This window comes from Okeanomitos corallinicola TIOX110 (assembly GCF_038050375.1).
GTDB classification, from domain to species: domain Bacteria; phylum Cyanobacteriota; class Cyanobacteriia; order Cyanobacteriales; family Nostocaceae; genus Okeanomitos; species Okeanomitos corallinicola.
This window is the reverse complement of record NZ_CP150886.1, coordinates 1,672,350-1,692,344: the sequence shown is the minus strand read 5'-3', so window position 1 is coordinate 1,692,344 and position 19,995 is coordinate 1,672,350. Positions and strand designations below refer to the sequence as shown.

At 37.6% G+C, this 19,995-nt stretch carries 18 protein-coding genes; 6 read left to right on the top strand and 12 right to left on the bottom strand.

The features are described from left to right. Positions 1 to 33 precede the first annotated feature (33 nt). Positions 34 to 1,785: an N-acetylmuramoyl-L-alanine amidase gene (locus WJM97_RS07355; RefSeq protein ID WP_353932385.1), complete on the bottom strand. Its 1,752-nt coding sequence runs from the start codon at positions 1,783 to 1,785 to the stop codon at positions 34 to 36. A gap of 443 nt (positions 1,786 to 2,228) precedes the next feature. Between WJM97_RS07355 and WJM97_RS07350 the strand changes: the two genes are divergently transcribed. Continuing rightward, complete coding sequence (locus WJM97_RS07350; RefSeq protein WP_353932384.1) at positions 2,229 to 3,866, top strand: CTP synthase; 1,638 nt, start codon at positions 2,229 to 2,231, stop codon at positions 3,864 to 3,866. A gap of 113 nt (positions 3,867 to 3,979) precedes the next feature. Here the strand turns inward: WJM97_RS07350 and WJM97_RS07345 are convergent, their stop codons facing one another. After that, positions 3,980 to 4,867 carry an ROK family protein gene (locus WJM97_RS07345; protein ID WP_353932383.1) on the bottom strand — a complete coding sequence of 296 codons (888 nt, stop codon included), beginning with the start codon at positions 4,865 to 4,867 and terminating at the stop codon, positions 3,980 to 3,982. Positions 4,868 to 4,970: 103 nt separating this feature from the next. On the opposite strand from WJM97_RS07345, the gene WJM97_RS07340 reads away from it, so the two are divergent. Further along, on the top strand, positions 4,971 to 7,556 hold the full coding sequence (locus WJM97_RS07340) for a tetratricopeptide repeat protein (RefSeq protein WP_353932382.1): 2,586 nt from the start codon (positions 4,971 to 4,973) through the stop codon (positions 7,554 to 7,556). Positions 7,557 to 7,654: 98 nt separating this feature from the next. On the opposite strand, the gene WJM97_RS07335 is transcribed toward WJM97_RS07340, so the two are convergent. From WJM97_RS07335 to WJM97_RS07290, 10 genes are all read right to left on the bottom strand, one after another. Continuing rightward, positions 7,655 to 7,837, bottom strand: a complete 183-nt coding sequence (locus WJM97_RS07335) for a hypothetical protein (RefSeq protein WP_353932381.1) — start codon at positions 7,835 to 7,837, stop codon at positions 7,655 to 7,657. 109 nt (positions 7,838 to 7,946) lie between these two features. After that, positions 7,947 to 8,831 carry an ABC transporter permease gene (locus WJM97_RS07330; RefSeq protein WP_353932380.1) on the bottom strand — a complete coding sequence of 295 codons (885 nt, stop codon included), beginning with the start codon at positions 8,829 to 8,831 and terminating at the stop codon, positions 7,947 to 7,949. Positions 8,832 to 8,907: 76 nt separating this feature from the next. Further along, complete coding sequence (locus WJM97_RS07325; protein WP_353932379.1) at positions 8,908 to 10,038, bottom strand: CO2 hydration protein; 1,131 nt, start codon at positions 10,036 to 10,038, stop codon at positions 8,908 to 8,910. A gap of 143 nt (positions 10,039 to 10,181) precedes the next feature. Further along, on the bottom strand, positions 10,182 to 10,613 hold the full coding sequence (locus WJM97_RS07320) for a hypothetical protein (RefSeq protein WP_353932378.1): 432 nt from the start codon (positions 10,611 to 10,613) through the stop codon (positions 10,182 to 10,184). Continuing rightward, positions 10,543 to 11,591 (bottom strand): IS630 family transposase gene (locus tag WJM97_RS07315; RefSeq protein WP_353930221.1). Its coding sequence is split into 2 segments (ribosomal slippage): positions 10,543 to 11,196 and positions 11,199 to 11,591, totalling 1,047 coding nucleotides; the frame shifts between segments, so codons are not numbered across the junction. Before WJM97_RS07315 ends, WJM97_RS07320 begins: the two co-directional genes overlap by 71 nt. Positions 11,592 to 11,662: 71 nt before the next feature. Next, on the bottom strand, positions 11,663 to 11,914 hold the full coding sequence (locus WJM97_RS07310; protein WP_353932377.1) for a hypothetical protein: 252 nt from the start codon (positions 11,912 to 11,914) through the stop codon (positions 11,663 to 11,665). Positions 11,915 to 11,920: 6 nt separating this feature from the next. Then, the gene (locus WJM97_RS07305) at positions 11,921 to 12,448 is read right to left on the bottom strand and encodes a hypothetical protein (RefSeq protein ID WP_353932376.1); all 528 of its coding nucleotides are present in this window, start codon (positions 12,446 to 12,448) and stop codon (positions 11,921 to 11,923) included. A 2-nt stretch (positions 12,449 to 12,450) separates the two neighbouring features. After that, the gene (locus WJM97_RS07300; protein WP_353932375.1) at positions 12,451 to 12,750 is read right to left on the bottom strand and encodes a hypothetical protein; all 300 of its coding nucleotides are present in this window, start codon (positions 12,748 to 12,750) and stop codon (positions 12,451 to 12,453) included. Positions 12,751 to 12,933: 183 nt separating this feature from the next. Then, positions 12,934 to 14,412, bottom strand: coding sequence for an NADH-quinone oxidoreductase subunit M (locus tag WJM97_RS07295; RefSeq protein ID WP_353933127.1), 1,479 nt, complete (start codon positions 14,410 to 14,412; stop codon positions 12,934 to 12,936). A 111-nt stretch (positions 14,413 to 14,523) separates the two neighbouring features. Beyond that, entirely contained in the window at positions 14,524 to 16,380 is a 1,857-nt protein-coding gene (locus WJM97_RS07290) for an NAD(P)H-quinone oxidoreductase subunit F (protein ID WP_353932374.1), read from the bottom strand. Positions 16,381 to 17,039: 659 nt separating this feature from the next. On the opposite strand from WJM97_RS07290, the gene WJM97_RS07285 reads away from it, so the two are divergent. From WJM97_RS07285 to WJM97_RS07270, 4 genes are all read left to right on the top strand, one after another. Continuing rightward, the gene (locus tag WJM97_RS07285) at positions 17,040 to 17,348 is read left to right on the top strand and encodes a carbon dioxide-concentrating mechanism protein CcmK (protein ID WP_015153092.1); all 309 of its coding nucleotides are present in this window, start codon (positions 17,040 to 17,042) and stop codon (positions 17,346 to 17,348) included. 85 nt (positions 17,349 to 17,433) lie between these two features. Next, entirely contained in the window at positions 17,434 to 17,775 is a 342-nt protein-coding gene (locus WJM97_RS07280; protein WP_353932373.1) for a carbon dioxide-concentrating mechanism protein CcmK, read from the top strand. Between the two features lie 7 nt (positions 17,776 to 17,782). After that, complete coding sequence (locus tag WJM97_RS07275; RefSeq protein WP_353932372.1) at positions 17,783 to 18,088, top strand: EutN/CcmL family microcompartment protein; 306 nt, start codon at positions 17,783 to 17,785, stop codon at positions 18,086 to 18,088. Between the two features lie 99 nt (positions 18,089 to 18,187). Then, positions 18,188 to 19,855, top strand: coding sequence for a ribulose bisphosphate carboxylase small subunit (locus tag WJM97_RS07270; RefSeq protein ID WP_353932371.1), 1,668 nt, complete (start codon positions 18,188 to 18,190; stop codon positions 19,853 to 19,855). Positions 19,856 to 19,995 lie beyond the last annotated feature (140 nt).

The window sequence follows — 19,995 nt, the reverse complement described above, 5'->3', positions numbered from 1 at the left end:
TTGCTCCTTAGCACCTTTGCGCGAAACTCTTCCTTACTGAGCATTTCTAAACCACTCAGTCACCCCATCCGCTAAAGTCTTAGCCATCTTCTTCTGTTCTTGCGGATTGATTATCTCCTCAAACTCCTGTGGGTTAATCATAAAACCCAACTCTAATAATACAGAAGGAGCAGCAGCAGGACGAGTCAAAGCTAAATTATTCCAAAACACACCATAATAAGGCTTACCAAGTTTATTAACCACATAATTTTGTAAAAATATAGCTAAACTATGGGCTTGGGGATGATACCAAAAACTCCCAAAACCTTTGGTATTTTCTGCATCACCATCAGCGGGTAAAGCATTGTAATGGATAGAAAGTGCGATTGCTGGTTCTTCTTTTTCAATCATCTGCTGACGTTCTACCAAAGACACATCCCGATCATCTTCCCTAGTCATTACTACTATTGCACCTTTCCTGACCAACTCATCCCGCATCAACTTAGAAACTATCAAATTGACATCTTTTTCTGGTAGTCCTGTAGGTCCAATTGCACCAGATTCCTTACCACCGTGACCAGGATCAAGTAAAATTTTGATACCAGATAAAGGCAGATGTTTTCTGTTGAGAATATTAGGGGCATGACGCAAAGTCAAAACCAGTGTCGTATTATCGTATTTCAGCTTATATCCCCATTGTTGGAGATTTTTGAGGTTAAAAGTATATTTCACCTGTTCCTGGTTCACCTGTTGCCAGTCCAAGCGAGAAATAATAGGATCATCATCTAAACGAATTGTATCTGTTTGAGCAGTGGTATTGTGAAGAGTTAGGCTAAAGGTGCGATCGCCCTGTTCCACACTTACAGGTACAGCAGTTTGTAAAGGAAAACGTATTTCTGTCTCACGGGCCAAGCGACGATATCCAACACTACGAATTATCGTTTTTGGTGGTATAGCACCTGGTATAATTTTAGTCTCCTTGCTATTAATCCAACCCCCATAATCTAAACGTAACCAATCGCCATCCCTACCAGTCACATTGGACCTAGTTCCTTGTGGTAGCGGTGTGAGTCGAGAATAGTCAGTGCTAGAACCCGTGCGAGCTACCCCTGAAGTTGCTGTAACCTCAGCTACTGCTAACTGTGCAGGTGAAAGAATTGTCACCTTACCCTGGCTAGATTCGGTGATCGTTTGACCCTTTAATGTCAAACTATATTGAGGTTGTCCCAAATTAGCAGCATTGGCCACTGTTGTACACCCTTGATATTTGTTAGGACTAGAAGCAGTAGGTTGATTCAGTCCCGTTAGTACACCTGAATTAGCAGGTAACTTTGCCTGTGAAGGTTGTAATGACAAGGGAATAGTTTGATTAGCCAACTTAACAGAGACAATAGCTCTGGGAGGTGCTATTGCACTAAAGCAAATCAATTCTCCCGGTAATCTAGCAACATCAGCAGTAGGAGTCAAAGAATCCTTAACAAATCCTAACCTTGTGGGCAATTCTGGTTGAGTAGAAATTCTTGTTACCTTAATCTCCTGTTCCTGATCTTGGTAACGTACCCTAAACACATTCTCCCCTAACTGTAATGGTAGGCTAGGAGAAAAATGACCGGCTTGACTACGCTTAACAGACTGACCATTGATCAACACCTCTCCATCAGGGGGTGCTGTACCGATAAAAAATATTTTTTCTGTACTGGTTTGGTAGTTGCTTGGGGGAAAAACTACTAGGAGTGGTGTTTGAGCTAAAGCAACAGAGGAGGTAAACAGACAATTAAATAATACTAAGCTAACGAGTTTTTTCACGGCAAAACACAGAAGATTTCAGGATAGTGACTGTGAGACAATAAGCAATATCAGGATCAAGAATGAAGCATGAAAAGTAAAAGTAAAAATTCACAACTCAAGCTTAATCAGAAAACACAAGCTGGATGGAGTTTCTGTCAGTAGAGTCTAGCTTTATAGCTGAAACCATTTTGCTCTACAATAGTAATCCTGGGGATATCAAAATTGTCCATCATCAAGATTTTGTACAAATTATCAACACAATACCAGCAATGATTTTTGATTCCAAATTGTAGATTGTGAATTCTGAATTCTTACACAGAAAAGAGGATAATACATCGGTAAAAAATATGCCGATTGCTTTGAAAAGTAAGCATCATTCTTCATTTTTAACCTTTAGGTGTACAAATTCTCCTTCATCAGATGGGATGTATTTTTAGAAGTTGCTAGAAATTGAAAATACTATGACTAAGTTTATCTTTGTAACTGGAGGCGTTGTTTCCAGTATTGGTAAGGGCATTGTAGCAGCCAGTCTGGGAAGGTTGCTAAAATCGCGGGATTATTCTGTATCAATTCTCAAACTTGATCCTTATATTAATGTTGATCCAGGTACGATGAGTCCCTTTCAACATGGAGAAGTTTTTGTTACCCAAGATGGTGCAGAAACAGATTTGGATTTGGGACATTATGAACGGTTTACTGATACTTCTATGTCCAGGTTAAACAGTGTTACCACTGGCTTGATTTATCAGTCTGTAATTAATAAAGAACGTCGGGGAGACTATAATGGGGGAACTGTCCAGGTAATTCCCCATATTACCAATGAAATTAAAGATCGGATTCTGCGAGTAGCTAAAGAATCTAATCCCGCAGCAGTAATTACGGAAATTGGTGGAACTGTTGGTGATATTGAATCACTACCTTTTTTGGAAGCTATCCGTCAGTTACGGAAAGAGGTGGGTAGGCAAAATGTCCTGTATATGCACGTCACTCTTTTGCCTTGGATTGCTTCCGCTGGGGAAATGAAAACCAAACCCACACAGCACTCTGTTAAAGAACTCAGATCCATTGGTATTCAACCAGATATTTTAGTCTGTCGCTGCGATCGCACTATCCCTGTCGGCTTAAAACAGAAATTATCGGAATTTTGTGATGTTCCCGTAGAATCTGTGATCACCTGTCAAGATGCTAATAGTATCTATGAAGTCCCCATCATTTTAGAACGGGAAGGACTAGCAGAGCAAACCCTCGATTTACTACAAATGGAACAACGTCAACCTAATTTGACCCAGTGGGCAAATATGGTAGAACGGATGTATAGCCCTAAATATAGCGTGGAAATTGCTATTGTTGGTAAGTATGTCCGTTTAAGTGATGCCTATCTATCTGTAGTTGAGTCCTTACGTCATGCGGCTATTTCTACCTATGGTGACTTACGGTTACGCTGGGTAAACTCAGAAGTTCTGGAAACCGAACCAGCAGAAAACTATCTTGCTGGCGTTGATGGTATTCTCGTTCCCGGTGGTTTTGGTAGTCGGGGTATAGATGGGAAAATTGCCGCCATTAAATACGCACGCGATCGCCAAATTCCCTTTTTAGGTTTATGCTTAGGAATGCAATGTTCCGTGATTGAATGGGCCAGAAACGTCAAAGGTTTAGATCATGCTAACAGTGCCGAAGTTGATCCCTACACTAACCATCCTGTTATCAACCTCTTACCCGAACAACAAGATGTAGTTGACTTAGGTGGAACTATGCGATTAGGGTTATATCCTTGTAGCATTCAACCAGGTACACTGGCACATAGTCTCTATCAAGAAGACATCATTTATGAACGTCATCGTCACCGCTACGAATTTAACAACGTCTACCGTCAAGCCTTATTAGACTCTGGTTATGTTGTCAGTGGAACTTCCCCCGATGGACGCTTAGTGGAAATTGTCGAATATTCCAACCATCCATTTTTTATTGCTTGTCAATTTCACCCAGAATTCCAATCTCGTCCTAGCACCCCCCATCCATTATTTAAAGGATTTATGCAAGCTGCTATTTCCCGTACTCATCATACTCCCACTGCACCTAAGCCAGTACAGGTTTCTTAATTATTTTGGTATTGGAGATGGGGAGATAGGGAGATAGGGAGAGGGGGAGAAAAATTAGTTCTTTATTCTTCAATTCTTCTTTCTCTTACCTGTCACCTGTCACCTGTCACCTGTCACCTGTCACCTATTCCCCATGCTAACTTAGCCGCACCTACCATTCCCGCTGAATTACCCAATTCTGCTGGTAAAATTTGCAAACCTAAACGGGATGTGGGTAAAACCCGCTTTTCTATTTCTGCTTGCATAGATGGTAAAAAATATTCAAAACTAGCACTGACACCACCACCAATAATTACCGCTTGGGGTGTGAGTACATATATTAAACTTGTTAAACCGATTCCCAAATCCTTACCATACTCTTGCCAAAATGTCAATGCTTCCAGATCACCATTTTGGGCAAGTTTACCTAATTCTGCGGGTTCTTTTCCAGTCCGACGACGAATAGCAGATATACAAGCATACTGTTCTAGAGAACCTTGATTTCCACTATTACACATTGGACCGTCAGGATTTAAACTAATTAAACCTAATTCTGCTGCTGCACCTTGATGACCAACAAATAGTTTACCATCAAGAATAATTGCACCACCAACCCCAGTCCCTAAAGTTAGTAAAATCAAATTATCGAAATTACGGCCTGCACCTAACCAAGCTTCTCCCAAACCTGCACAGTTAGCATCATTAGCGAGGATAGTAGGTTTACCTGTTTTCGCTTCTAACCAATCTGCTAAAGGTACATCATGCCATCCTGCCAGATTAATCGCCACTTTGGCAACCCTTCCTCCAGCATCAGCAGGCCCAGGAGTTCCCACACCTATCGCTATACTGTGATTATCTGGATCAATTTGTGCGATCGCATCTATCATTTGAGATAATACCGCTGCTGGTGTTGCAGGTTGGGGAGTATCTACAGTGATGGATTTCAAACAACTACCATTTGCTGTAAACAGTCCTAACTTAATCGCTGTTCCCCCTAAATCAATACCGATAACTTGCTGCACAGGTGCTTTCCTAAATTTTAATCAACTTTATATTTTATACTTAATAGTTAGAGATGATGAAAACAATAAAGTTAAAACGATAAAATATTTAACATGAAATTTTATGGATATTCAACAACTACAAAAACAAGCAGACATTTATTTACAACAAGAAGATTTTACCATTGCTATCAATCTTTATGAACAATGTCTGGAGTTAGCACCCAATGAAATTTATTTATATTGGTATTTAGGTTTATCTTGGTTGTTACAAGGAGATGAAGAACAATGTCAGATGACATGGTTATCAAGTTTTGCAAATATAGATTTGGAAAGTGAAGATTTTCAATTAATAGAATTTATTGATTTCCTTGAAAATCAAGCTCAAAGATATTTTGAGATTCAGAAATTTGAAATCTCCCAAAAAATTTACACAGCTATTCTAGAATGGGATGATAATCAAGCCGAAGTATATTATAAATTAGGTCATATAATAGCAAATCAAGGTGATTTAGAAACCGCTATTTCCTGTTGGCAAAATGTAATTCAACTTCAACCAGATTATTTAGAAGCATATATTCAGCAAGCTTATATCTGGCAGAAATTAGGAGAATTTAATCATGCTATTGAAAACTATCAAAATGCAATTTCTTTAAATTCAGATTATTTTCATTATTATCAATTAGGATTATGCTATTGTCATATTCAAGCATGGGAATTAGCCAAAGATTGTTTTTTGAATGTTATTAAAATCCAAAATGATTATGCACCTGCTTTCAGCGATTTAGGTTTAGTATCCTTACATCAAGGTGATTTCCAAGCAGCAGTTAATTATCTACAACAAGCTATCAAATTACAACCAGATTTCTGTCAAGCATTAACCCAAATCCCTGAGAACACTATTATCAATTCAAAACAGACTATTATTGATGGTATGCAACTGATTAAATCCTTGCATAATTCCCATCCTGAAATTAGAGAATTATATTTGTTAATACATAAACTTATTGTAAATATTTATCCAGAAATTTCCTTACAGCTACTGCAAAATATCTTAGAGAATGAACCTAGCAATTTATCAACTTGCTTAGAAATCAGTAATTTATTGTTAAATCAAAATCAACCTATAAAAGCAATTACAATTTTAGAAAATTTGGCTGATGTATATGAACAGGAAGAAATTTATTTTATTTTGGGTAAGTGCTGGTTAAAATTAGAAGATTATCAAAAAGCAATCATTAATTTAGAAACAGCCATAGAAATCAATTCTAATTTAACAGAAGCATACCATTTTTTGGGAATTGCCTTATTTAAAAATGGTGATTTTTTACAAGCAATTAATGTATTACAACAGCAACTTAACCTAGAACCAAATTCTTCCTTAACTTTAGCTTATTTAGGCTTTATTTTGGGTAACAATAATCAAGCTGAAGAAGCAGAGTTTTATTTTCAGCAAGCTATAAAAAGTAATTCATCTATTACACCTCTCGTAGATGAACTTATAACTAACTTATCTGAGGTTGGAAAATTTGACATTACAGAAAATCCTCTGGTTAATAGTCCCAGCAGTTTTTATAAATCCACAGAAGAATGGTTAGATAACAACAATTTATTTAACAGAGAAAATTATATTAATATTTATCCAGAAATAGATGTAAAATTAACCTATCCCAAATCTATTAATAATCAAATACATTATAGTTTTAGATTTGGTAACTCAGTTAAAATCCCATCGTCGTACGTAGTTAAAATTCCCCAAGGTAGATTTTGGTTGAGTTCAGATCAAACCGAGTCTGCTATTATTGTAGATGAATCACATTTTTTAGGTGATATTTCTCCCCATTTCCCTATATTAAGTCCTAACCATCCTGATCAACATCCTAGTCAACATCCTATTTTAGCAACACAAAAATTACCTCCTATTCATTTTATTGATGGTAAAGTTGCTGTTTTAGCAGGATTAACAAATCATGTTTATTTTCATTGGATGTTGGATGTTTTACCAAGATGGGAGTTATTAAGAATTAGTAATTATGATTTTGCAGATATAGATTATTTTGTAGTAGAGAATAGATTACCCTTTCAACAAGAGACTTTAAATAAATTACAAATACCGGAAAATAAACAAATCAATATTCGAGAAGTTCAACATTTACAAGCTAGAGAATTAATTGTACCATCTTTTCCTGGTTGTGTTGCATGGATGCCAAAATGGACTTGTGATTTTTTACAAGCCAAGTTTTTAAAAACAATTTCTGGTCATATTTCTAGTAATAATCAAAAACGCATTTATATTACTCGTAAATTAGCGAAAAGTCGCAGAATTATCAATGAAGATGAAATTTTAAACCTACTAAAATCCTATGGTTTTGAAACAGTAACCTTAGAATCAATGACAGTTGCAGAACAAGCTTTATTATTTTCCCAAGCAGAGATTATTATTTCTCCTCATGGTAGCGGTTTAACGAACTTAGTATTTTGTCAACCGGGTACTAAAGTAATTGAGTTATTTTCACCAAATTATGTATATCATTGTTATTGGTGGATTAGTAATTTAGTTAGTTTGGATTATTATTATCTCATTGGGGAAAGTTTACCTGGTTGGTATTTACATCATTTTATCTATCCTCAAGAATTTGCTGAAGATATTTTTATTAAAATTGAGGACATTGATAAAATTCTCCAAGTCGCAAACGTCAATCTAAAATAGATAAGCAAGCGGAAATAAAAATGATCTATTATCCGCGTTTATCTGTGTTCATCTGCGTTTAATAAAAAATATCCAAAGACATAAATCTTCAGCAATAACTAACCTTGATTTCTGTGATTATGGTTTTTCTTACCAACCATTTGCACATGAGTAATTTGATTTGCACTCAGACTGTGATTTTGTAAACCTGTCACTGGTTCACCTCTGAGAATTCCAGATAAAGCAACAGAAAGCATTAAACCACCAGTAGCAGCTGCAATTAAAGTAAATTTATCGTTCACAATAGTCTCTCAATTTGTCAAATATCAGTTGTAATTTGTAGGGATTTAGCACTGCTAAACCCTGACATTTATTAATCTTAGTTAATTGTACCCAGTCACCAATCACCAACTATCTATTTTCTCTTCTCAGACGAGGATTGACAAACTCATTTAACCCTTCACCAAGTAGTGATAACCCTACTACCATAGTTGTCATTGCTAAACCGGGAAACAGGGTAGTCCACCAAATACCTGTGGGTAAAGCTTCCAAAGCTTGTTTTAAATCATAACCCCACTCTGGGACATCTTCCGGTAATCCTAAACCCAAAAAACCTAAACCACCTAAAACTAATATTGCATCTGCGGCATTGAGTGTAAAGAGGACGGGAACACTTTGAATAACGTTGAAAAATAAATATCTTGACAGTACAACCCAGGTAGAAGCACCCATCGCTTGCGCTGCTTCGATATAGACTTCAGTTTTCACGCTGACAGTGTGGTTACGAACTACGCGATAATATTGGGGAATATAGGCTATACTGATAGCGATCGCCGCATTAAAAATTCCTCTTCCGACCACAAAAGCTAAAGTCACAGATAGTAATAAACCCGGTAGAGTATAAATACTATCCATGAGAAATAGCAAAGCTTTATCTAGTTTTCCCCCCAAATAACCGCTTACCATCCCTAAAGGTACACCCACAACCATACTTAATGCAGTAGCTAAAAAAACTACCTGTAAAGCCGCTTGTGCGCCAAAAATAGTTCTCGAAAACACATCATAACCTAAGCGACTTGTACCAAACCAATGTTTAGCGGAAGGTAAATCATGAATAGGGTTACTTAAAAATTCTTTAGGGTTTTGTAACCATCCCCAACTTTGAAAAACCGGCGCGAAAAAAGCCAGAAAGATAAACGAAATAGTCATAGCTAAACCTATCAACATAAATTTATGAGATAGGTTAGATTTAGCAAAGTTGAAAAAAATCGGGATTTGGCGTTTGTTAATTGTCATAGAAGATTTTTATATCATGTTTATGAATTTTTCCTAGTTTCGTGACTGGGAAAAAATACTTTACTCTATCAACCTCCTATTTATTTACCTCTAATAAACGGGAAGTTTGGAATCTTTCCATCCATTTTTCTAAATAAACAAGATTAGCCGTTTTCTCAGATTGATCTTCCGTATGCACAGGATAAGGCATTAGTCCTAAAATAGCAGCTGAAGTCACGCAAAACATTGACTTTTGGAAACTCATACAAATTTGTACCCGTAAGTCATCTTCACCTCGCAGACTACGACGGTAAACCTCATGTAAATATTCTGGTAAATAATGGCGCATATCTTGCATTAATAATGTGGGAGGAATACCCGCACCACCGATAGGTAAAGGATCTGCGTACAATGCACCATATTGAAATCTTGCCTGATCTGGGGGAATTTGATATGCTTGGGCATTTAAAGAAACCGTACCCAAAAATGGTGTTCCTCGGAAAAATATCGCTTCTACATAGGGAATTGCTGTATCTGCTAAAAATGTTAATCCTACAGATTTAGGAATCAGATCATAAACTTTGCCATTAATTTTGACATCGTAAGTAATGGGTTTTAAAGCATCTTGGACTAACCCAGCTTTAATATGATTGACGACATCAGGAATTGATTTAATTTTACCTTGGTCATACAGGTCTGATAAACTCAGAAAGATATCAGCCATCACTCGCCAAAATTGACCTAAACCACTGTAATAAGCAGATACTCTCAACTGTTCTATGAGAAAATCGGGAAACAGTTTATCCAGTCCTAAAACAAAAGGATTAATTTTAAATTTAGCAGCAATAACTATTTTTGCGCTGTCTGCAAATTCTGGAGTATCTAAATAACTATCTAAACCACCACCACCATGCCACATCATGGTTTTCATACAGTATTCTGCATATTCAAAATTAATCCTATCATGCCACCAATGACGGAATAATGTATTAATAGAAACTTCGCCGTTAAAATATTTAAAGAATGGGAAAAATACTAAAAATTGATTTTCTGCAATGTAAATAAGATTTTTAGAATAGGCATCTAAAACCACACCATAGCTTTTGAGAATGCCAACAACTTCAATTACGTTTTCTGGAGTATCTTTAAGCAATGTTTGCCCGTTTTGTAAGCGATTTATATATTCAGATAATTGATGCTCAACGGGTTTGTTTTTAGTATTTACCATTGGTTTTAGCTCCTAATATTTTCTACAATTAATAGATATCGGTACTTATAGATTTTAACAAAAATTAAGCTATTTTTGGTATAAAAAGACTATAATAGTAATTCTTAATATTGTTTATTTTTTCAACTCAGCAGGAATATCAATTATTCTCGGTTATTAGCAGTTGTAAACACAACATCTAGTGTTACTGGTTTCTCGGAAAAAGCTTTTCTTAATTTAAAACGCATTCTACTTCCTTCCACACGACTAGATATAGTTTGGCAAATATCTGCATGGGAAATATCATGTTTATTACCTGTATCATACACACAAAAAGCCTTGATGTTATCATTAGTTTTTATTGATCGGACATTTTCACAAGTTGTATAAACAACACCTAGAAAATCTCTATCTTTACCTCTCTCCTGATCTAGCTTGAGTTTATATTCAACTTTTTTATTTAATTCTTCGAGTGATGTAAGTAGGTTAACAGAAAAATTTAAAGGTATGTAAAGAAAAGTTAACCTAATTGGCTTTGTTAAATTTAGTACGTTCTGTCCGGTGTTTTCCTTTTTTACCTCTGGTTTCAACACCATCCATAACTGCATACGCTAGTTCTAATTCATCCTCAAACATTTTTCCAGCAATTTCATCTCGTTTAAGATGTTGCCATTCTAATTCAATTGGATTCATTTCCGAGCAATATTTAGGAAGGAAAAACATATATAAACCCATTTGTTCCCACTTTGTCCATAATGCCTGAACTTCTTTACAACAATGTATTCGTCCATTATCTTGAACTATGACTCTCATTCGTTTACTTTCAGATGCTTCTTGCGCCTCTTGTTCCATCATTTTGATGTAAGAACTGCGCTTAACTCCTCCAATTACTAGACCATAAATAAAGCTAATTAATGGCTGAAATAGCCCAATAATACTGATTCTGCGTCCACGTCTTTTTGTTTGTTCGAGCTTTTTTTGTTCTCCTTTTTGATAGTATGTATAACCTGAATCACTCCAAGCTGAAAATCCTGATTCATCCAAATATTTTAGGTCTATTTCTCCACTAGCCGCAGCCAGTTCTAACATATCCATATCTGCTTGTTTATTTGCACGAGTCACTGGATCTTGTTTTGCTTGATGACTTATTCTTATCCGCTTCCAAATCACCCCTTTTTTTTTAGTCCCCGTCTGATTGTGTTGGTACTTACTTTTATCCCACGCTCTTTATCCAGTTTTTCTGCTAATTGCTTACTGTTATAAGTTTGTGCTTCTTCTTTCAAGCATTTTTCTAAATATTCAATGTCAGCTTCCACCAATTTTGGCTTTCTCCCTCGACCTGGTAACTCATGGAGTCCTTCTATTCCTTCTTTTTCCCACTTATTCAACACGACTCTTACTGTTTGCTCTCCCCAATCAAAGTGAGCCGCTATTTTTTCCACATACCAACCATCTGCATTTAATCTGATTACTTCAGCTCTATCTTTTACTTTCTGCGGTACTTTCGCTGTTCTCAGGTCAAACAACTCTCTATCTTGTTTTTTTGTCAGGAATATCCTTAACCTTGACCCCATATTTACATCACCCTAATATATGTTTTTCCGTATTTACTTATCTTTACACACCTTTAATTTTTTTTGTTTACCTACTTATATGTTTTTCTATTTACTGACATACCTTTATCTTTAGCATCATCAAAAGCAAGGGAATTAACTTTCCCGGTTTCTTGATCTATATGAATAGGTGAATAAATTTGTCTGATTAGTATTTCATCATCTTCTATTCTCCCTGGAGAATATTGACTAACTGAAACTTTTTCACAATTACATTGAGAATCATTTTTTTGTACAAACTTACATCTATTAGATGTTACATTGTAAATTTCTGAACAGTTCATAGAAAATTAAATTTTCTTAATTAAATTAATTAATTTTTTTGGTAATTCATGTGTATCTTGAATAGATACAGATTCTTCTCCTATTTCCAAATCACTATCTGTTCCGTAATACCAAAATGTTCCATCACCTTCAAAACATACTTCAGCATAAACATTATCATTTTCCCAAAACAAGCCAACTATTCCTGTACCACTTACCATTGGTTTAGGTAATGATATAAAATCAGGTATATTTTTTACAAAATAAATAGTTTCTTCAATTGTTTTTGATTGAGGCGCAACTCCTTGATATCCGTCCCAATCTTCATTTAAAGACAAATAATTACGTATTTCAATAATTAGTTTAGACTTTTTTCTTAATTTATCAAGTCTAATTTTTTCATCTTCAAAAGCGACAAATTTATGATAGTATTGGTTTGTCTGTACCTTCTGCATCTGCACGGAAATAGAAGTGATCATCTTGGTTTTCCGCAGAAATTCGTAATTATGTTTTAACAAGGGAGATTTTTCTAATTGTGAAGTTATTTTTAACATTTTTATTCTCCATCACTTTCTTGTAATGCTAAACTTGCCAAGGTTTTTATGATTTCTTCTTTATGACTGTCTATGACACTAATAATCTCTTGCTCGTCGGTTTTAATTTGCTTTAAGAATCTAGCGCATACTTTGAGTAAAGTGATTGTAGGAATAGCTATCTGTACTTTCAATTCTTCTATTTGTTTTTCTTCATTATCTTCTGAAATATCTACAACAGAGTAAAAATTTAGTTTACTTACGGTTGAACCAACCATGATACCCGCGCCATCTGCATATATTTCTAAATGTTTTGATTTCATTTATAAAATCCTTTGTTTTGTTTTTTGTGGTTGTTGTGAATCTATTTATCAAAAATAACATGAATAAAGACACTTTAACCATTAAATTATTGATTAATACTGGTTGCTAGAATTGGGAATGTCAAACTAAATTTTCCCAATTTCTAGCATCCATTATTCAACTTTTACTTTTCTCCTCTGATATCAGAGTATTTGAGTTATTAGGTTCTGTGTATTGACCATTCCTTGAATTGTGGCTTGTGTCCAATGTACTAACCAAGCTGGTTGAATCCCGAAAACTACAATTAACAAAGCTAAGATAAAGGCAGGAATGCGATCGCTCCAATAAACTCTAGGTAAGTTGATCAGTGGTGCAGATAAACGCCCAAAAAAGGCACGGTTAAGCAGAAGTAAGAAGTAAACCGCCGTTAAACCAGTCCCTAACATTGATAATAGAGTTTGTACTGGGAAAGCCTCAAAACTACCCCGAAAAATAATGAATTCAGCAATGAAACCCACCATTCCCGGTATCCCTGCGCTGGCCATGACTCCTAACACCATCAATGTACCAATGACTGGCATTCCTCTTTCTGGGTTTAATAGTCCTTTGATCACATCTAAATCACGGCTACCAGCTTTTTTATAGATAACTCCCACCAATAAAAACATCAGTGCAGAAATTAAACCGTGACTAACCATTTGCATCACAGCACCTAAAATGCTAACAGGTGTAGCGGCCGCCGCCGCTAGTAAAATATAGCCCATGTGACCGACAGAACTATAGGCTACCATTTTTTTCATATCAGTTTGGGCGATCGCACAGGATGCACCAAACAATACACTAACTACAGCCCATGTTGCTAAGGAAGGTGCAGCATATTCCCAAGCTGCTGGTAACAAGTTCATCCCAAACCGCAGTAAACCATAAGTCCCCAATTTCAACAACACCCCAGCTAATAAAACAGAGATGGGTGTGGAAGCTTCCACGTGAGCATCTGGTAACCATGTATGGAAAGGAATCAGGGGAATTTTAATCCCAAACCCTACCAAAATCCCGATTAATAGTAAAAGTTGTGTCCCTAGTGGGAGAGTATGAGCGTTTAAAGTCGCTAGTCCAAAGGTAGGAGAGTTACTCAACCACACCATACCCAAGAAACTAGCTAAAATCAGAATCCCGGAAAAAGCGGTGTAAATCAAAAACTTTGTTGCAGCATAACCCCTTTTTGCACCACCCCAAATAGCAATTAAGAGATAGAGGGGAATTAATTCCAATTCATAAAACAGGAAGAATAACAATAAATCCTGTGCTAAAAATGCCCCTATCACTCCTGTACAGAGGAGCAGAATCAAGGAATAGTAAAATCTTGGCCGTTGAATCGTCTCATCACTGCTATAAACAGCAATACAGGTTAAAAGTCCATTCAACAGCAATAATGGCAGAGATAAACCATCTATGCCTAGATTATAGTTCAAGCCTAAAACATCTATCCAAGGTAAAGACTCAGCAAACTGTATCCCTACCTCTGCCGGATTAAATTTCACTGTCAGGAAAATTGTCCACAGAAAGATAATTACCGCGCAGGTTAAAGCCATACCACGGGCTATTTTCCCATTTATGGTAGTGGGATAGAAACCAATTAAGGCTGCACCAATTAATGGTAGCAAAATTAAAATACTCAACATCATAAGCTTGTCAGTGATTATTAGTCGTTATTGGGCATTGTTCATTATTGGCAAGAATAAAACTTGATTACCCAGTCACCAGTCACCAGTCACCAGTCACCAGTCACCTATTCAAAAAGGTAATTTATCCAGTAAACCCAATGACCAACTAATGAAGAAACCAAGTACACTGATCACGACTAAGATGGTTAACATATAGGCTTGGGATTGACCGGAAATACTGTACTTTAAACTTTGTCCACCAAAAATGGTAGCGAAACCGACTAAGTTTACCAAACCATCTACCAAATAGCGATCGCTCCAAGCGGATATTTTCGATAACATTGCTACAGCACTAACAATGGTGAGGCGATAAACTCGGTCAATGTAAAAATCATAACCTAGTAAATCCTGGATAAATCTCCAACCCAAAATTGTGGATCTTGACCAACCTTTATGTAGATACATAGTTGAGCCAATGGTCAAACCTAAAATAGTGGAAGTTAACAAGGCAGATAATACATACCAATCTATACTTTTCCATTCTGGTAGTAAGTACCATTGCTGAAGCATGAGAGGTAACATCAGGGTAATTACGGTTAAAATTACCATTGGTAAAGCCATTGTCCAACCAACTTCCGGAGCGCGGCGTGTTTTTTGCTGCGGTTCTCCCCAAAAAATCAGGCGGAATACTCTAGTTAAATTCAAAGCTGTTAAACCATTAACTAGGACTAAAACTGCAATCACCCAAGGATTAACCTTAACTAAACCATCAGCCCAAGCTAACATTGCCCAAAAACTACCCAATGGCAATAATGTCACCATCCCGGCCGAACCCACTACAAAGGCGGTTGTAGTAGCTGGCATCCGTGACCACAAACCACCCATTTCTGTTAAGTCTTGACTTTGGGTAGTATATATGATAGAACCAGAACTCATAAATAACAGTGCTTTGGCGATCGCATGAGTTAACAGCAACATCAAAGCCACACCACCTTGTTCTAAACCCACTGCCAAAAATACCAGTCCCATATAGGCACTGGTCGAATGAGATAAAGCACGCTTGATATCAATTTGGGCAATTGATACCAATGTTGCCCCCACAGCGGTTACTATCCCCAAGAACACCAAAACATTCAGCGCCACAGGGGATAAAGCCAATATTGGTTCAAGTTTGTATAAAACATAAGCCCCACCACCCACTACCAGAGAATTTCGCATCACCGAAGCCGGGTTTGGTCCCTCCATCGCCTCATCCAACCATAAATGCAGAGGAAATTGAGCGCACTTACCCGCAGGCCCAGCAATTAAAGCTATGCCCAGCAATGTTGATGTTAAAGGACTTAAATCCGCAGTTTGCGCCCACTCATACAAGTCAGAAAAATTTAAACTCCCAGATAAAGTCGAAAGGGTAACAACACCCATTAGCAATAACAAATCTCCCACCCGTTTAGTCAGAAACGCATCCCTGGCAGCCGTTACTACCAAAGGTTGAGCATACCAAAAACCCACCAGCAAATAAGTAGAAAGGGTGAGAACTTCCAACAAAGCATAACTGAGGAATAAAGAATCACTAATTGCTAACCCACACAAGGCAGCTTCAAAAAATCCCAGTAACCCAAAAAACCTGGCTAATGACCAGTCTTTCTCCATATAACCCAGAGCATAAATTTGGGCTAATAGACTCAAACCAGTAATTAAAACTACAGCCCCAATACTCACTGGTGATAGTTCTAGAGCAAAGGTTAACTTAAAATCCGCCGCCTGAAACCAAGTAATTACTAAGTTTTCCTGCGCCCTATTCCAGATATCTTTAAACACAAATAGGCTGTGAATAAAACCTAAAAAAGTTGTCAACAAGTTAAAATAGGCAGCAGGTCGCGGTCCCGTACGTTTAATCAATCCTATGCCCCAAGGCAAAGTCAAAATCGCACCTAGTAAGCTGTAAAAAGGTACAAACAAACTCGTAAAGAATAGAAAGTCATTCATCTAAATTTTCCTTGACGACTCAACCTTTAGTTTATTAAATAAGTTGAAAAAAGTTTTGTTCATAAAAATTTAGCTTCTTAAAATCTTAGTTTTACTAAATATTCTTAGCCAATTTTAACTATGTGTTTTTACTCCCGAATCTGCTACATAAATGGCATTTACAGATAACATTTACACAGCTAAAAGCATCTACTCGTATTCACAAACCCTCTGCTTGTAAATTTGTATTTATACTTTGGAAAAGTAAATTTCTAGGTTACATTTAGTCAACTTATATATTTTTCATGGAATGCATATAAAGATAACAAAATGTCAGGAAAGATTGAGACAGTGGAATATGCAGCCTCTAATCAATCCCAGCCAGATGTAATCAGCACTGGCTATGAACTATGTTTTCTAAATGTGATAAAGAGATTATAAAGCATAAGCGACCACTCCAGGAAACCGTGGATTTTTATCTAAGATTTAGGAGTGAATTAAGTTTTGTTAAGTTTTTTTAAACTTTTTTATTACAAACTATTATAGTAATTTATGTTGCCAGGGATGCCAAGGTTTCCTATGCTTAATTTTAGAAGTAATTTTCTGGGATCAAAATGAGCATCCCCGTCAAAAATTTCCACCCATAGTACTGATTGTATTAAATTTTTAGGAGTTCTGCGATGCCAATTGCAGTTGGAATGATTGAGACTAAAGGGTTTCCTGCGGTAGTAGAAGCTGCTGATGCGATGGTGAAAGCAGCTCGTGTAACTTTGGTAGGATATGAAAAAATTGGTAGTGCGCGTGTTACCGTAATAGTTCGGGGAGACGTTTCCGAAGTCCAAGCTTCAGTATCAGCTGGAATTGAAGCAGCCAAAAGAGTCAACGGTGGTGAAGTTTTATCTACTCACATCATCGCTCGTCCCCACGAAAACCTAGAATATGTATTACCTATTCGTTACACCGAAGCAGTAGAACAGTTCCGTACTTAACCGCTTTTGATAATAAGCAGTTAACGGTGCTACTTGATTTGAAATACTTGTCTGTTGAAAAAATTAATTTAAGGATGAAACCCCAATGTCAATTGCAGTAGGAATGGTTGAAACTCTTGGCTTTCCAGCAGTAGTAGAAGCTGCTGATGCGATGGTAAAAGCAGCTCGCGTTACCTTAGTAGGCTATGAAAAAATTGGTAGTGGACGAGTAACAGTAATCATTCGTGGTGACGTTTCCGAAGTCCAAGCTTCAGTAGCAGCTGGAGTAGATAACGTCAAGAGAGTAAACGGTGGACAAGTTTTATCTACCCACATCATCGCTCGTCCCCACGAAAACTTAGAATATGTACTACCAATTCGGTATACAGAGGATGTAGAACAGTTCCGGGAAGGTGTGAGTGGAATTCGTCCTGTAAGCAGACAATAATTTTTAGATGCAAATTGCAAAAGTGCGTGGCACAGTAGTTAGCACCCAAAAAGATCCTAGTCTTAGAGGTGTAAAACTATTGATGCTGCAACTAATAGATGAAAATGGGAATCTTCTGCCAGAATACGAAGTAGCGGCTGATAACAGTGTCGGGGCTGGCTTTGATGAGTGGGTACTAATCAGTCGTGGAAGTGCCGCTCGTCAAGTTCTTGGTAACGAACAACGTCCATTAGATGCAGCAGTAGTGGCAATCATAGACACCATTCATGTTGAAAATGGTCTTATTTACAGCAAAAAAGACCAGTATAGATAGTCAAGAAATAGGTGACAGGTGACAGGTGACAGAAATATAGTCAACCAACAACTGACCACTGAATAACTGACAAAAAGCATATTCAGGAGGAATCTCACAATGGTAGTCCGCAGCACGGCGGCACCCCCAACCCCGTGGTCAAGGAGTTTAGCTGAACCCGATGTCCATCAAACCGCATTTGTACATTCTTCTTGCAATTTAATTGGGGATGTACACCTGGGTGCGAATGTGATTATTGCCCCAGGAACTTCTATAAGAGCAGATGAAGGAACACCCTTTCATATCAGTGAAAATACTAATATTCAAGATGGTGTAGTCATTCATGGGTTGGAGCAAGGCCGAGTAGTTGGTGATGACGGTAAAAAATACTCGGTATGGATTGGTAAAGATGCTTCTATTACCCACATGGCACTGATTCATGGGCCAGCGTATGTAGGTGAAAGTTGTTTTATTGGCTTTCGTTCCACCGTTTTTAATGCCAGGGTAGGTGCTGGTTGCATCGTCATGATGCACGCATTAATACAAGATGTAGAAATTCCACCGGGTAAATACGTAGCCTCTGGTTCAGTAATTACCACACAGCAACAAGCTGATCGCCTACCAGATGTACAAAATCAGGATCAGGAATTTGCTCACCACGTGGTGGGGATAAATCAAGCTTTGCGGGCTGGCTATCGCTGTGCAGAGGATCTTAAATGTATTGCCCCCATCCGGGATGAATTGAATATTCATGGGGCGAAAAATTATACAAGTATTACAGTTGAAGAATTGGATAGGAGTATTGAAGTGGCAAGCAAATTGGGTGCAGAAACGGTAGAGCAGGTACGCTATCTACTAGATCAAGGTTATAAAATTGGTACAGAACACGTAGATCAAAGACGTTTTCGTACAGGTACATGGGAAAGTTGCCAGCCTATTGAAACACGGTCTTTAGGTGAAGCCATCTCTGCTTTAGAATCTTGTTTAATAGACCATAGTGGCGAGTATGTGCGTCTATTTGGGATTGACCAGGGCAGAAAGCGAGTATTAGAAACCATTATTCAACGCCCAGATGGTGTGGTTGCAAGTACATCTGGCTTTAAAGCTCCTGCGGCAGCATCTGCTGGAGCTTACAGAAGCTATAACGGTAATGGTAATGGTGCAGTTGCTAGTGGTGGACTCAGTGCGGAAACAGTTAGCCAAATTCGTCAACTTTTGGCTAATGGTTACAAAATTGGTACAGAACACGTAGATGAGCGTCGTTTTCGTACAGGTACTTGGCAAAGTTGCCAGCCCATTGAAACAACTTCAGCTAATGACGTGATAGCAGCTTTGGAAGAATGTATGGTTTCCCATCAAGGGGACTATGTACGTTTAATTGGTATTGATAGCAAAGCTAAACGCCGCGTCCTGGAAACTATTATTCAACGTCCTAACGGGCCTGTAGTTGCTGCTAGTAACGGCAAAACATCTGTAGCATCTGCCAGTGTTGGTGGTAGAACTGCAACTGCAACTGCAACCAGTACCCGTTTGAGTGCGGAAGTAGTTGATCAACTCAGACAGTTGTTGACCAGTGGTTTTAAGATTAGTGTGGAACACGTAGATCAACGCCGTTTCCGTACAGGTACTTGGGCCAGTGCAGGTCAGATTGAAGCTAGATCGGAAAGAGATGCGATCGCTGCTTTAGAAGCTTGTATCTCTGAATATCCAGGGGAATATGTGCGTTTAATTGGTATTGATACCGCAGCCAAACGCCGCGTGTTAGAAGCAATTATCCAACGTCCATAATTTAGGTGACAGGTGATAGGTGACAGGTGACAGGTGACAGGTGACAGGTGACAGGTGACAGATATTAATTTATTATCCCCATCACCCCATCACCCCACCTCCCCACCACCCCACCTCAAAATTTTTCTTATTCATTTTTC

What these genes read in the sequence shown, in the direction of transcription:
- WJM97_RS07295 (WP_353933127.1), bottom strand. Translation starts at nt 14,412, where the DNA reads ATGTTGAGTATTTTAATTTTGCTACCATTAATTGGTGCAGCCTTAATT.
- WJM97_RS07340 (WP_353932382.1), top strand. Translation starts at nt 4,971, where the DNA reads ATGGATATTCAACAACTACAAAAACAAGCAGACATTTATTTACAACAA.
- WJM97_RS07320 (WP_353932378.1), bottom strand. Translation starts at nt 10,613, where the DNA reads ATGGTGTTGAAACCAGAGGTAAAAAAGGAAAACACCGGACAGAACGTA.
- WJM97_RS07270 (WP_353932371.1), top strand. Translation starts at nt 18,188, where the DNA reads ATGGTAGTCCGCAGCACGGCGGCACCCCCAACCCCGTGGTCAAGGAGT.
- WJM97_RS07275 (WP_353932372.1), top strand. Translation starts at nt 17,783, where the DNA reads ATGCAAATTGCAAAAGTGCGTGGCACAGTAGTTAGCACCCAAAAAGAT.
- WJM97_RS07310 (WP_353932377.1), bottom strand. Translation starts at nt 11,914, where the DNA reads ATGAACTGTTCAGAAATTTACAATGTAACATCTAATAGATGTAAGTTT.
- WJM97_RS07350 (WP_353932384.1), top strand. Translation starts at nt 2,229, where the DNA reads ATGACTAAGTTTATCTTTGTAACTGGAGGCGTTGTTTCCAGTATTGGT.
- WJM97_RS07325 (WP_353932379.1), bottom strand. Translation starts at nt 10,038, where the DNA reads ATGGTAAATACTAAAAACAAACCCGTTGAGCATCAATTATCTGAATAT.
- WJM97_RS07330 (WP_353932380.1), bottom strand. Translation starts at nt 8,831, where the DNA reads ATGACAATTAACAAACGCCAAATCCCGATTTTTTTCAACTTTGCTAAA.
- WJM97_RS07305 (WP_353932376.1), bottom strand. Translation starts at nt 12,448, where the DNA reads ATGTTAAAAATAACTTCACAATTAGAAAAATCTCCCTTGTTAAAACAT.
- WJM97_RS07300 (WP_353932375.1), bottom strand. Translation starts at nt 12,750, where the DNA reads ATGAAATCAAAACATTTAGAAATATATGCAGATGGCGCGGGTATCATG.
- WJM97_RS07280 (WP_353932373.1), top strand. Translation starts at nt 17,434, where the DNA reads ATGTCAATTGCAGTAGGAATGGTTGAAACTCTTGGCTTTCCAGCAGTA.
- WJM97_RS07290 (WP_353932374.1), bottom strand. Translation starts at nt 16,380, where the DNA reads ATGAATGACTTTCTATTCTTTACGAGTTTGTTTGTACCTTTTTACAGC.
- WJM97_RS07285 (WP_015153092.1), top strand. Translation starts at nt 17,040, where the DNA reads ATGCCAATTGCAGTTGGAATGATTGAGACTAAAGGGTTTCCTGCGGTA.